The organism is Pseudomonas sp. Pmew2, from assembly GCF_058129885.1.
The window spans coordinates 2222281-2235048 of the sequence record NZ_CM176702.1 but is presented as its reverse complement, the minus strand read 5'-3'; the positions used below and the strand labels follow the sequence as shown (position 1 = coordinate 2235048).

The window sequence follows — 12768 nt, the reverse complement described above, 5'->3', positions numbered from 1 at the left end:
GGATCGTTGATTTGCAGGGTGTATGCCCAATTTCGTAGCGCCTTGGTCTGGCTCACTTTGCACTTCGATCGTGTCCCGAGAAGTGGTGTAACTGAACCAACCGAAAGCGCCTCGAGGGCGAAAGAGGATGGTCATCGTGGTTCTTGGCTACTGTTGAGTTTGCGAAGACCAAACACTCACCAGAGAAACCACGATGACCAAGCCCACTATCGCATTGACCGAGTTGGTTGAGAAAGGGGCAGATGCTGATCTGCTCAAGCAAATGATCCAGTTCGTCGCCCAGCGGATGATGGATTTCGATGTTGAAAGCCTTTGCGGCGCTGGCTTCGATGTCAAAAGCCCTGACCGTACCAACAGTCGCAACGGTTACCGCGACCGCCTGTGGCAAACCCGTGCCGGGGACGTTGATTTGAAGATCCCCAAGCTGCGCCAAGGCAGCTACTTCCCTGGCTTTCTGGAGCCACGCAGAACCGCTGAGAAGGCGATGGCGGCAGTCATTCAGGAAGCCTATATCCAAGGCGTTTCCACGCGTTCGGTCGACGAGCTGGTCAAAGCCATGGGCATGACTGGCATCTCGAAAAGCCAAGTATCCAGACTCGCGGGTGAGATTGATGAACGCGTCAATGCGTTCCTGGATCGACCACTTGAAGGCGACTGGCCGTACCTCTGGATCGACGCCACCTACGTTAAAGTGCGGGAGGCAGGCCGCATCGTTTCGGTCGCGGTAATAATCGCCGTGGCCGTCAGCACCAATGGAGGACGGGAAATTCTGGGCATGCGGGTTGGCCCCTCCGAGGCGGAGCCGTTCTGGACGGACTTCCTTCGTAGCTTGATGCGTCGTGGCTTACGCGGCGTAAAGCTGGTGATCTCTGACGCCCACGAAGGTCTCAAGGCGGCGGTCGCCAAGGTCTTCCACGCGACTTGGCAGCGCTGCCGCGTGCATTTCATGCGTAACGCGATGGCTCACGTCGGCGAGGGGCAGCGCAGCATGGTGGCGGCGTTGCTGCGCACGGTCTTTGCTCAGGATAGCCGTCAGGAATGCCATCAGCAGTGGCGCCTGGTGGCCGACCAGTTGCGTGAGAAATACCCCAAAATTGCGGTGCTCATGGACGGTTGCGAAGATGAAGTGCTGGCACACATGGCTTTCCCGAAAGCCCATCGCCAGCAGTTGCACAGCACGAATCCGCTGGAACGCCTGAACGCAGAGATCAAGCGACGTACCGATGTCGTGGGCATCTTCCCTAATGATCCAGCGATCACCCGGCTGGTCGGAGCGATGCTGTTGGAGCAGAACGACGAGTGGTGCCTACAACGACGTTATATGCAGTTGGAGGCCTTCGAGGCGGTCAGCGATAATCCGCAGGCCAAGCTGTCGGCCGTGATCAACTAAACGGCAAACTCAATGGCCAGAGCCGTGATGAGTTACATCACTTGCTGGGACACGATCCAATACGTGTGCTCTCGCCATGAGCGCAAAAAGGTCGAAATGTTGTTCGCTCATCTCAAACGAATCCTGAAACTGGAACGATTAAGGCTACGAGGAATGACCGGTGCGAACGACGAATTCACCTTGGCGGCTGCGGTACAGAATCTAAGACGACTGGCGAAACTGACCTCTCAAGGGCCACCGACTACGGGATAGGTGCGCCCGGAGCCAGCAAAAACCCTCAAATTAACCTATTAACCAAGCTGCAACGGTCAACGCAGAACTGGAAAGCCACGCAACGTGGTGACCAGGTTCTGAAACGAAGGCCAACGTCGCCTTCTTCCAGCCTGAAATTCCGACTTTTTCAACAGAATCGGTCGATAGCAGCCGCTACATTGGTAACTTCTGCGAAAGCTGCGAAGCCCGGACGTCTGAGACACTGGCTGACGTTCACTCACCTGCGCGTCCGATATCCTCCCGGGTAGGCATTGTCCAATCCGAAGCTCTTCGTTCATGAACCGAGTCAATATGATCAGACCCACAGGCGAACGCCAACAGGTAAGAAGCAAATGCGGTTACCGCCAGTGCCAATCTTCCCAGCGGAGCCGCATCCCTAGAAAAACTACCCGGTTCAATGGCAATCCGGCCTCCTCGAAGGTAAGCGAAGACCGCTTGCATGAACCACGCCTGCACTGCAGCACCGCCCAGAAGTGGCTCCAGTCGCCAGAAAAACGCAACACTGCACTGCCCAATGACGCGATAGCCATCAATGCCGGTATCAGGTACCGATGGCGCTTTAGAATTCCGGTGTTGCTGGTTTCTCTCTCCATCGACCTTTTCCCGCTCCAATCAAAATTGAAATGCTCCAATCATGGAACCTGCGATGTTTCTGATAACATCCGCCCACATTCAATTAGCAACACCAGCATCGACACACGGAGAGTGAAAATGAAACGCCTGCACTGGCTCCTCGCTGGAAGCTGCGCCGCGCTTCTAGCAGCTTGCAGCAATCCAGTTCCCTTTGGAACACCTGAAGATTTGGCCCGTATGAAGCAAGATCTCAACTTGGCGTATTTGCCGTCGACCGTGCTCCCTCTGAAATGGGCCTATTTTGACTATGGCGTTCAACAAGAAGGGGTGGACACAGTTGATACTCTCGCGCTGGTCCAACCCGGCTTACTCACACTGGTCGGGTATGAGAACGGCCACTACGTCCGGCAAGCTGAAATTACCAGCGCGTCAACCGACTGCATGTACATTTTCAAGGGTGATGTCAGCGCACAGCCGGTGTGGTTACTGAAAGCTGATCGCCCCGTATTTTTGACTACCGGCAACAGCAGAGGGCTTATCGACGTCATTCGACGTAAAACACTGATTGATCAGATGACGGCGGCAGGCTTCGTTCGCCACCTTGATGCCCAAGGAATGGCCTATCAGCCAACCGGAATCACCGAACGCAATCTCGTAATGATGACAGGCTATGGGCAACGCGTTGAGTTAATGGAACAGAACAAGACTTACAACGTCTGTAAAAAACAAAGCTAAAGACCCGAGGCGGCCTTTTTCGAGGGTCAGCAACCGGCCGATTCTTTTGAAAAAGTCGGCCATGGTTTTCACGGCAGAAAAGTACGTGTCTGAGTTTGAAATCTTTGCTTGGAGTAGAGAGTTCCGGGTTCAGATTTCGCGTAGATGCGCGCAAAAAAGGCATTTTCAGCAGTCAGTACATATGCAGCCTGGAAGGACCGACTTTTTCAACACAATCGGCCAGAAGCAGTCGCTCAGTCCTGCAAGGAAACTCGGACCCTTTTGATCTCTAGGCTGGTGTCGTGTTCGCCCGGGATGCAAGGGGCACTAAAGTTTTCCAGCGAATAGCAGATACCATTCATAGACACGATGACGATCAGTGCGTTATCACCCGCCACATTCGCAGGAAGCGCTTGAGCCATGAGCAATGGATTGCTGGAAGTACACATGCTCGTCCCCTCGTACGAACACAAAATTTCAGCCGCATTTTTTTGTACAAAATGTGGACTGTGCTGCAAAAATCTGAACAAAGCGATTGCTTATGCACATCTGGATCGTGGGGATGGAACCTGCGTGAATTTTGACAGCACCAGTCACAACTGCAAAATCTATGAAACCCGCCCATTAATTTGTCGGGTAGATGATTTCTATGAGCAAAACCTGTCTGCGCATATGAGCAAAAGCGAATATATCGCGGCCAATCTGAAAGCGTGCGTGGATGCGCAGCATGCACACAAAGTCAATAATTCTCCCACACATCGAGAGAGAGTTTAAATGCCACTTCCAATTATTTTGTGGGGCGCGGCCGCTGCTTTGGCAGCAACCGGTGTATTCAAAGGTGTTGAGGCATCTGGCAACTTTGACAAGGCCAAAGAGATCGGTGAAAACGCAGAGGCTAAATTTAAAAAAGCTTCACAAGTGCTGGATGGTGCTCGTGAGGAAACCCAAGCCGCGCTGACTGCGCTGGGCAAATTAAAAGTCCACACATTCAGCCATCAAATTAAATACCTCGTTGAAGCGTTTAAAAAAAGAAAGGACACTAAAAGCACCCTGAAAGGTTTCAATGAGGACTTCACCGTAGAGCAATTGAAAGCCTACGAGAAGCTGGTATTGAACTCTCTGGAGATTGAGAGAGGTCTCGCTTCTGGAGTAGGTGGCGGAGCATTGGCCGCTATCGGGGCCTATGGTTCGGTAGGGGCATTGGCCAGCGCCTCCACAGGCGCGGCGATTTCCGGGCTCTCAGGCGCGGCGGCCACCAACGCGACCTTGGCGTGGCTTGGCGGAGGCGCATTGAGCGCCGGCGGTTTTGGCATGGCCGGCGGCATGATCGCCTTGGGCGGAATTGTGCTTGGCCCTGCTCTCGCCATCGGTGGATTCATGATGGCGAGCAAAGCTGAAGAAGCTTTGACTAAAGCCCATGCTTACCAAGCCGAAGTCGAAACTGCTGTTGCAGAAATGGAAGTTCTGAAAACAGCACTGAAGGCGATTAGAACGAATGCGGCCGAGATGGCTGCAACCATTACCGAGCTTGTAAAGCGCTTTGAGGCAATCAAAGTCAACGACGATAGCGACAGCGCCGCGTTCGAGAGAATGGTGGTGTTGGGTACGGGCCTGAAAAAAGTACTTGATGTGCCAATCATCGCGGCAGATGGTTCCGCCGCCAAGAACATTAAAGGCACGATTTCCGGAATATTGACCCTGAGCTGATACCATGAAAAAGCACATTCAAACTATCATAAAAAAAGCGCCTGACATTCCCATGCAAGCGGCGCAGTCTTCCTTCGAAATGCTAGTATCATCTTGGACGGAATATAAAAAAGTCGCAGAAGTTGAAGGCACTAAAAGAGCAGCCATCTCGGTATTCAAAGACGTCAAGTTAGAACAGATCGGTGCTCAAAGAGCCGTTCTAGAGCAGTACTTGGCGAAGATCTTCGAAGAGCGGGCAACAACGATTCATAGCTTCTTCGAGGTGCTCGACAAGGGCATTGAAACTGGCGACAGCTCCCTGATAAGCAATGCAATCGGCGCAATCGTCGATATTACCAAGCAGTCTCCCCTTGCGGGTGCGCGCGAGCTTATAGGTGCTTTCTACGATCCTGAGGTCAAGACGATCGAGATCTAGGTACTGTGTGAAAGGTTACTTCGCGCAGCCTCTAGTCGCAGCGACCGCAAGGCCATCCTACCGGTTATGAAGTGCAGCTCAGGGTCGATTTCTGCCTGTCGTGACTGGCAGAAATGGGCCAAAAACGGACCTCAGCCAAATTGCTCTGACCAATGACTATTTCCAGCAATATCGAAGCTGACGCCGCATCGCGAGCCACTAACGTTGTGGGCCCCCTGATTACTTTGCTGTTGGCTGAAATCAGGCCGATCATCAACCGTTACAGTTTGGTGGAGGCTCGCCGAGCTATGATCTGACGAACTGTTTCAATCGGTTCCAAGGACAAGCCGATAGTCGCTCCACTTGGTACTTTAAGACCGGGGGCCGATGATTGGCTCGCGCTGGTCACCGCGCGCTGGGAAATCACCCCAATGGCCTCTCCCCCCTCATTAACAATCGGTCCACCACTCGCGCCGCTGTTAACACCGTTGTCCATGTAAAACAAACTGAAATCGGCAGTGATGGCCTGTGCTGAGTTACTGGCATGAATTCGCACATGATTGCCGACCACAGCGCGTTTGGTCATTGGCCCCATCATGTCGGCGATGTACCCGGACTGCATTGCGCTCAGGAAATCCTGCATTCCCGGGAAATCTTTTTTAGCTATTTTATCGAGGTTGAACGGTAACGAGAGGTCATCGGAGAAACCAGACAGAAAAACCATTTCCCCCAGTCTAGGAGGTGAGAGGCTGGCGGGGAGAAAGCTGAAGACCTCGGATTGTGTTTCCTTGGGAGCGAGGACCGCAATGTCGAGCTGCACGTTTTCAGAAAACGCTTCGACACAGATCTCCAAGGAGCAAAATTTCACGAGGTACTCCAGCACGGGGCGCCCAGAAAATTTGATAAAAATTTTGGCATTGGGATCGGTGTAGTCCTTCACCTGTATCGGCATTCGTCCTGTCACAACATGTGCCGCGGTAATGACTTCACCATCAGGGGTGAACGCAAAACAGGTGCCCTGACTGATCGTCTCGCCATCCAAGACAATTGTGACGTAGCCGCAACTTCGCTTCATGGCTTCATATATCTGATTGTACATTCAACTCTATTCCTAGTTTCTGTGCAGACTGACAGTGCTAGAGTCGGCATATACCCGCTCTGTTCAAAATCTCGACCGTAACAGGCGCTGATCAGGCCTAAGTCGCTACTCCACATTCGAGTGCGGCTGACTGCGCGGATGCCTCATAACCATGTGTTGGTCCAACGTAACCGCTCATAGATGAGCTCCATTCAGACGGCCTTACGTCCTGGTAACCGTAAAAGTGAGTCGCCCCGGCTTCTGTAGATCTCGATGACCGCTCCTGGCCAATGGCGGTCGGGCGCCACCGGCAGATTCAGGCCCAAGCGGAGACGCCTGCGACTCGACGCAATCCAGTCGACATTGCAAAGGCGATGTAGAACATATCAATCCTCGCCCACCAGCCTCCGGCGAAGAACGCCGCACAGGGCTTTTCTAAATCCATGCGGGTGAGCTTTTGGAACGTCTTCCAGCATAGTTCACTAGATGGCAACGCCTGCGCGGCTGTATGAACTGAGTTAAACGGTGGGACATGACTTGCTAGCACCGTGATCGCGGCTCTCATCATTTTTGAGGATCCATCTGCAAATGCGGCTCCTGCCATTGGGCGCCGGTGGTTATGCATCATATTGTGCATTCAAACCGGGAGCACCGCGGCTTTCGTTACGTGAGGGAATCACTTCAAGCCCGACTCAAGGTTCGTTTCCCTGGAAAGCATCAAGTCATTGTCTTGGTGATGGGCTCGCGAGGGTAGACGCTCCGGTATCGCACCAAGCCATTGACGATTACTTGAGCCCCCTCTTTCACCGCCACATCGATAAAACGCAAACCCCCTGAATTCTGAAAGGAATTCAGGGGCTTCCTGAATGCAATCAAACAACCACAATCAAAATCCGCCCCCAGCCCCTACGCCAACCGCCTCATGGACAAATCCATCAACCCCATCAGATCCCTCTGCTCTCTCAGCGAAAGCACCAGCCGCGCGATGGATCGGCTGCTCTCTACCTCGGACAAGGACAGCCCCTTTACATACAGCTGGATATCGCCTGACTCGGGGTGGAGAAGCTTCACTGAAAAGGTTTCATCCAGCGCGACGACGCACTCGCACTTTGACGGCAGAAAGGCCGTTTCAAGAACGCGTTGAATATCGGTTTTTGAAAACATGGTGCGTCCTCTGCAAAGGGCTGAATCGTGATGTAAAGAGTAGACGAGTTTCAGGTGAATAGGTTTCCGACCTGCGCAACGGATGCACGCGGCGCGGGGGCTTTTTTGTGGCGACTGCCCGGGATTGTTTTTCCTGATCAAGGTAACTGCCTGCAACGCATCACGCTGTCTGGTCTAAAGTACCCTCTTCTGAACTCCCCGAGCGTCGACCGACATGAATGAACGCGCACGTGAACTGGCGTCTCGTCTGATTCGCAATTTCAACGAGGCTCCCCTCGCATATGAAGTTCGTGAACCTCTCTATGAAAGCTCGGCAGCCCGTCTGGGCACAGGCACGGCGGCACAAAAGCTCGGGGCCTCGATTGATATCGTCGCGCCGGGCAAGCGCTCGTGCCCTTATCACTTTCATCATGCGCAGGAAGAGATGTTCGTGATCATCGAGGGCGAAGGCAGTTTGCGTGTCGCAGGCGAGATGCTGCCGATCCGGACGGGTGACATCGTGTTTATCCCGGCTGGTTCCGAATACCCTCATCAGATAATCAACACCTCGCAGACGCCGCTGAAGTACCTGTCGATCAGCACCCGGGAAACGCCGGAGGTCTGTGAATACCCCGACTCGGGGAAGTACCAGGCGATGGTTTCAGTGCAGGGAACCCGGGTGTTTACCGCCAACCAGCGGACCACTGAAAACCTCGATTACTGGGAAGGCGAGCCCTGATTTCAATTGTTCATAAATTGTATCCGGCAGTTCACGCTTTTTTCACGTTCGCGGGTTTATTGTTAACTCAATTCCCAGCAAGACCTTAAGCCCGCTCCCCCCCATCGCGGGCTTTTCTTTGTCTGCGATTTGAGCACATGGTACCCCACATGCGCCCAGAGACATCAGGAACACGACTGCTTTCACAGGCGTCGGGCAGATAGGGAACATCATGCAGAAAATGGTTTCCAAGCCCTACTTCCCGGAAGAAAAACCTCCCACATGAAATACACCCTGAAAAAACTGGTCCTCACCGTTGCGTTTCTGACGGCGGCTCCTGCCTTCGCTGCATGCCAGATGGCACCCGTCTCCTATGACATGCCTTCACAACGCCTGGATGAGGCGCTGCAACAACTGGCGCATAGATCCGGCTGCCCGGTTACCGTCGACCTGGGCGCTGACAGCAGCAGAAAGGTCAAGAAATTCAAGGGTACGTTCACGCCGGATCAGGCACTTTGGCTGGTGTTGAAGAAAACCGGGCTGGAGGGCTATGTCGAAAACGACGGGCTCACCGTTGATCGTCGAGGCCAGGATTTCGTAAACCAGCGAGCAACCGAGCTACGCACGGCTATCGATGAGGCTGGCGCACGGATGGAGGCGAGAAAGAAGAAGCGCTTCCTTCATCAACTGGACACCATCGAGTCCGGCGCGAAGAAAGTGGTCCTTGAACAGAGCTTCGTCAGTGCCGCAGAGATGGCGAGTTACAAGCGTGACTTCGACGAACTGTCGAGCCAGATCCCGGCCAGCAAGTGAACCTCCGATAATTGCGCTAACATTCGTCGCTTTTGACCAGACGGCCGCACGCGCTGTGGGATATCGATGAGAAAAACTGCCTTATTCATAGTGGCGCTGGCACTGCAACCGCTGGCTTACGGCGCAGGTGATGCAGAAGCCGGAAAAGCAGTCTTTACCCGCCTCTGCTCCGGCTGTCACAAGATCGGCCCTTCTGCACGCAATGCATTTGGTCCGCCCCTCAACGGCATCATTGGTCGTCAGGCAGGGCAACAGGAAGGCTACATCTATACCGACGCAATGAAAAACTCGGGGCTGGTCTGGACGCGTGAAGAGTTGCGCACGTATCTCAAGGACCCAGGCGAAGTCGTGCCTGGCACGCGGATGAAACTGTGGTGGATGGGCAACGATGAGCGAATGGAAGACCTGCTCGAATACCTGGACGCAAACAAATAATACGGACAGGTAGATAAACCGCCCTCGGTGTTTACCGAGGGCGGTCGCTCAGTTACTTGTCCGGGGTGTACGGCGGGTAATCATCCTTGCTGCCCTTGTCACTGGCTGGAGTCTTGGCGGGCTCGGTCGGATCGATTTGCGGGTCCTGGGTTTTCGGTGACTCTTCGTCAAAACCCGGATCATTCTTGTCTTCGTTGCTGCTGCCTGGCTTGGTGCCGGTCATATGCGCCTCCACTGGTTAAATTCAGAACCTGATAGTCAGAAAGCGGATCAACATAGCCGTGCGATATGTCTGACGAACGGGGTCTTGCAGCAAGAGGATATGGCGGCGTTCAGAGGCAAATGATAGCCTTGCGCCATGCAAGGAGAGAACCATGAAAAGGCTTTCAATCACGCTGGCAGTGTTAGCGCTACTGGGTGCAGGCACGGCGTACGGCGAGATCTTCAAATGCACATCACCGCAGGGACAGGTGAGCTATGCGTCGATCCCCTGTGACAACGCTGCACAGAGCGCGCTGCAGCGCCAGGGCCCGCCGAACATGCGGCGCGAGGGTGAGCCTATCGATTATGTTCACCAGACCAATCTCAAGGCCACTGAATACCTGAAGATCAGTGGCCGCACCCACGTGACGGTCTACGAGACGGAACGCTACAAGGCGTATCAACGAAACCGCCCGCCACCGCCGAACATCCCTTCGCAGTGCCAGAGCCCACGTTACGACAGCCAGTGCTTTGATCCGTCGGGTGGCATGTCTTCAAAAAAACAAGCGGCTCGCCAGGACGCCGCTCGATAAGCTATCGCGCGGTTTTCACATCGGCACGCACTTCGCTGATCTGTATCTCCGGGATCAGGTCGGTGTAGTTGGTGATGTCGGCATTGATCTGCTTTGAATGCGGCCCCATGCCGGCTTCAAAGTCTTCTATAGGCATCGCAATAGATGTGGCACATGCCGATATACCGAGGCTCCGAGCCCGGCGTTGCTCCGCCTATGCCTCTGTCGACGCTGTAGCCCTTGCAGTAACTGCCCATCAGCTCTTGCACCAGCGGCAAGTGTTTGTCGCGATAGTAATCGTGGTCGAAACGGGCACCCTCTTCATACGCATACAGCACACTGACTTTAATCATCTCGATAGGCTCCTGAGTGAAGGATCAATACATTCGTCTGAGCACTCTAGCGATTATTGCGGCCGGGTGCTGACATCAATGACGTGCTCCCTCACAATCACGCCGTCTTGCCCCCTGCCCTGAAAAGCAGCCGGGCTATCGAACCATTTTGAGGAACCCCGCATGAATACGCTTGAGTGGAACGAGGCCGCGCTGGCGAAATACCTCGCGACCCATCCGACCCTGAAGGACGAAATCAGCGCGTTGAGCCCGAAAGAGCAAAAGCAGCAATTACAGTGGGCTTTTGAAGACGAGGCCGAGAGCCAGGGCATCGAGTCCTGGGAACTGGCGCTGGAACTGATTGCCGAGTCGCCCGAACAGTTGCAGAGCATGCGCCTTGAAGCACACCGCCAGGTAGCCGAAGCGCTGGGAATGGACTGGGAAGAATATTGCGGCTTCAACGATATCCAGCCATGACCCGAGCCGCCGTTGAGGGTAAATCGGCCATTGATTGGCGATCTACCGAGTGACTCATCAGTCAGCGCTTTACCTGTTCCTTATGGGTGAGTAACGTCTGCTCACTTCAATAAAGGAATCACGTCATGAGTGATCTGGTCTCGTACCATCTGGACGACGGTGTCGCCACGCTGACCCTGAACAACGGCAAGGTCAATGCCATTTCTCCGGACGTAATCATCGCGTTCAATGCTGCGCTGGATCAGGCCGAACAGGACCGGGCAATCGTGATCGTCACTGGACAGCCCGGGATTCTCTCGGGCGGCTACGACCTCAAGGTGATGACCTCGAGCGCCGAAGCGGCGATCAATCTGGTTGCTCAGGGTTCCACCCTGGCGCGCAGAATGCTGTCGCACCCCTTCCCGATCATCGTCGCCTGCCCCGGCCACGCCGTTGCCAAGGGTGCCTTTTTGCTGCTGTCCGCCGATTATCGTATCGGTGTCGCAGGGCCGTTCAGTATCGGATTGAACGAAGTACAGATCGGCATGCCCATGCACCACGCCGGCATCGAACTGGCGCGTGACCGGTTGCGTAAATCAGCCTTCAATCGCTCGGTTATCAATGCCGAAATGTTCGACCCTGAAGGAGCGATGGCCGCCGGCTTCCTGGACAAGGTGGTCAGCGTCGATGAACTGCAAAACACCGCATTGTCGGTCGCTGCACAGTTGAAGAAGATCAACATGAGCGCGCACAAGAAGACCAAACTCAAGGTTAGAAAAGCCTTGCTCGATACACTGGATGCAGCTATCGAGCAGGATCGGCAACACATGCTGTGATACCCAATCGAAGCCCGCCCGCGCGGGCTTTTGTTTACCGGCGAACTCATACGCATTTGATCAATCTGATCAGCTACCGCGCATGTTTTTTGCGCCACTGACATATTGAAGAAGCGATAGCGCCATGGGTCGAGTTGTTGCAGCAGCGGTATACAGCAAAGGCAAAAAAGTCCGCGATATAACCCTTGATGAGGGCGCCGCCTGGGCCGCCAAACCCGATCATTTCGTCTGGATCGGCCTGGAGCAGCCCAGTAATGAGGAACTGACCAGCCTCAAAGAACAGTTCAACCTGCATGAACTGGCCCTTGAAGATGCCATGGAGGTTCACAGCCGTCCAAAGCTGGAAACCTTTGGCGATGCGCTGTTTATCGTGACCTACGCGCCGGTACGCGAAAACGGCAAGCTGCTGTTCATCGAAACCCATATCTTCGCGGGCAAGGGCTATGTCATCACCTCGCGCAACGGCCATTCCAAGTCCTACGGGCTGGTGCGTCAGCGCTGCGAGGCCAGACCACTGCTGCTGGAGCACGGCGAAGACTTCGTGCTCTACGCCCTCCTGGACTTCGTCACCGAGAACTATCAACCGGTGACCGAAGCCATCCATGCCGAACTTGAACTGTTGGAGCAAAGTGTCATCGGCGGCTCGTTGCGCGAATCCGACATCCAGCACATTCATGCACTGCGCCGTGATCTTTTGCGCATGCGCCGTTATGTAGCGCCGATGGTGGAAGTGGGTGAAGAACTGCAGAGACTCAATTTCCCGTTCATCGACAAGAACATGCGCCCCTACTTTCGCGACGTGGAAATTCATGTCAAACGGCAAATGGAAGACCTGGGCAACCTGTGTGACATCGCCAGCCAGACAATCGAAATCGGCCTGTTGCTGGAGTCCTCGAGGCAAAGCATCGTGCAGCGCAAGTTTGCTGGCTGGGCAGCGATTCTGGCCTTTCCAACCGCAATTGCCGGCATCTACGGCATGAACTTCGAGAACATGCCGGAGCTCAAGTGGGAATACGGCTACTTCATCGTGCTGGGCGTCATTCTGGGCGGGTGTACGGCGCTGTTTGCCAGCTTCAAGCGCTCTGGCTGGCTATAGCACCGCCACTGCATTCCCGTTCAAACAGCCATGCGCC

General features: G+C 54.4%; 15 protein-coding genes and 2 pseudogenes. 13 read left to right on the top strand and 4 right to left on the bottom strand.

From position 1 onward, the window contains the following. The first annotated feature begins 193 nt into the window (after positions 1-193). The 6 genes and pseudogenes from AC4ANK_RS10265 to AC4ANK_RS10240 all read left to right on the top strand — a co-directional run bounded on the left by AC4ANK_RS10265 (position 194) and on the right by AC4ANK_RS10240 (position 5072). A complete protein-coding gene (locus AC4ANK_RS10265) occupies positions 194-1390 on the top strand; it encodes an IS256 family transposase (RefSeq protein ID WP_002552874.1) in 1197 nt (398 codons plus the stop codon). Between the two features lie 51 nt (positions 1391-1441). Next, positions 1442-1642, top strand: a pseudogene (locus AC4ANK_RS10260) (transposase); the annotation flags it as partial. A 297-nt stretch (positions 1643-1939) separates the two neighbouring features. Further along, positions 1940-2971 (top strand): hypothetical protein, encoded by a 1032-nt coding sequence (locus tag AC4ANK_RS10255; RefSeq protein ID WP_002552873.1) that lies wholly within the window; start codon positions 1940-1942, stop codon positions 2969-2971. A gap of 399 nt (positions 2972-3370) precedes the next feature. Beyond that, the gene (locus AC4ANK_RS10250; RefSeq protein ID WP_223227184.1) at positions 3371-3724 is read left to right on the top strand and encodes a YkgJ family cysteine cluster protein; all 354 of its coding nucleotides are present in this window, start codon (positions 3371-3373) and stop codon (positions 3722-3724) included. Next, on the top strand, positions 3725-4657 hold the full coding sequence (locus AC4ANK_RS10245; protein ID WP_031596093.1) for a hypothetical protein: 933 nt from the start codon (positions 3725-3727) through the stop codon (positions 4655-4657). It abuts the gene before it with no gap. 4 nt (positions 4658-4661) lie between these two features. Next, positions 4662-5072, top strand: a complete 411-nt coding sequence (locus tag AC4ANK_RS10240; RefSeq protein ID WP_031596091.1) for a hypothetical protein — start codon at positions 4662-4664, stop codon at positions 5070-5072. 259 nt (positions 5073-5331) lie between these two features. Here AC4ANK_RS10240 and AC4ANK_RS10235 read toward each other — a convergent pair whose 3' ends face one another. Continuing rightward, complete coding sequence (locus AC4ANK_RS10235) at positions 5332-6150, bottom strand: S1 family peptidase (RefSeq protein ID WP_057431894.1); 819 nt, start codon at positions 6148-6150, stop codon at positions 5332-5334. Between the two features lie 885 nt (positions 6151-7035). Beyond that, positions 7036-7293 (bottom strand): DUF1652 domain-containing protein, encoded by a 258-nt coding sequence (locus AC4ANK_RS10230; RefSeq protein ID WP_010197125.1) that lies wholly within the window; start codon positions 7291-7293, stop codon positions 7036-7038. Positions 7294-7507: 214 nt separating this feature from the next. Here AC4ANK_RS10230 and AC4ANK_RS10225 point away from each other — a divergent pair, with 214 nt between their 5' ends. The 3 genes from AC4ANK_RS10225 (at position 7508) to AC4ANK_RS10215 (ending at position 9238) form a co-directional block, all read left to right on the top strand. Continuing rightward, positions 7508-8011, top strand: a complete 504-nt coding sequence (locus tag AC4ANK_RS10225) for a cupin domain-containing protein (protein ID WP_002552872.1) — start codon at positions 7508-7510, stop codon at positions 8009-8011. A 261-nt stretch (positions 8012-8272) separates the two neighbouring features. Continuing rightward, on the top strand, positions 8273-8803 hold the full coding sequence (locus tag AC4ANK_RS10220; protein ID WP_002552871.1) for a hypothetical protein: 531 nt from the start codon (positions 8273-8275) through the stop codon (positions 8801-8803). A 66-nt stretch (positions 8804-8869) separates the two neighbouring features. Continuing rightward, the gene (locus tag AC4ANK_RS10215; RefSeq protein ID WP_002552870.1) at positions 8870-9238 is read left to right on the top strand and encodes a c-type cytochrome; all 369 of its coding nucleotides are present in this window, start codon (positions 8870-8872) and stop codon (positions 9236-9238) included. Between the two features lie 52 nt (positions 9239-9290). Here the strand turns inward: AC4ANK_RS10215 and AC4ANK_RS10210 are convergent, their stop codons facing one another. Continuing rightward, entirely contained in the window at positions 9291-9461 is a 171-nt protein-coding gene (locus AC4ANK_RS10210; protein ID WP_002552869.1) for a DUF6021 family protein, read from the bottom strand. Positions 9462-9612: 151 nt separating this feature from the next. Between AC4ANK_RS10210 and AC4ANK_RS10205 the strand changes: the two genes are divergently transcribed. Beyond that, positions 9613-10032 carry a DUF4124 domain-containing protein gene (locus AC4ANK_RS10205; protein WP_002552868.1) on the top strand — a complete coding sequence of 140 codons (420 nt, stop codon included), beginning with the start codon at positions 9613-9615 and terminating at the stop codon, positions 10030-10032. Between the two features lies 1 nt (position 10033). On the opposite strand, the pseudogene AC4ANK_RS10200 reads toward AC4ANK_RS10205, so the two are convergent. Continuing rightward, a pseudogene (locus AC4ANK_RS10200) lies at positions 10034-10364 on the bottom strand (EthD family reductase). A gap of 162 nt (positions 10365-10526) precedes the next feature. Here AC4ANK_RS10200 and AC4ANK_RS10195 point away from each other — a divergent pair. From AC4ANK_RS10195 to AC4ANK_RS10185, 3 genes are all read left to right on the top strand, one after another. Next, positions 10527-10820 (top strand): DUF6388 family protein, encoded by a 294-nt coding sequence (locus AC4ANK_RS10195; RefSeq protein ID WP_002552865.1) that lies wholly within the window; start codon positions 10527-10529, stop codon positions 10818-10820. A 125-nt stretch (positions 10821-10945) separates the two neighbouring features. Further along, positions 10946-11635: a crotonase/enoyl-CoA hydratase family protein gene (locus AC4ANK_RS10190; protein ID WP_002552864.1), complete on the top strand. Its 690-nt coding sequence runs from the start codon at positions 10946-10948 to the stop codon at positions 11633-11635. A gap of 124 nt (positions 11636-11759) precedes the next feature. Further along, positions 11760-12731, top strand: coding sequence for a magnesium and cobalt transport protein CorA (locus AC4ANK_RS10185; RefSeq protein ID WP_002552863.1), 972 nt, complete (start codon positions 11760-11762; stop codon positions 12729-12731). The last annotated feature ends 37 nt before the right edge of the window (positions 12732-12768 follow it).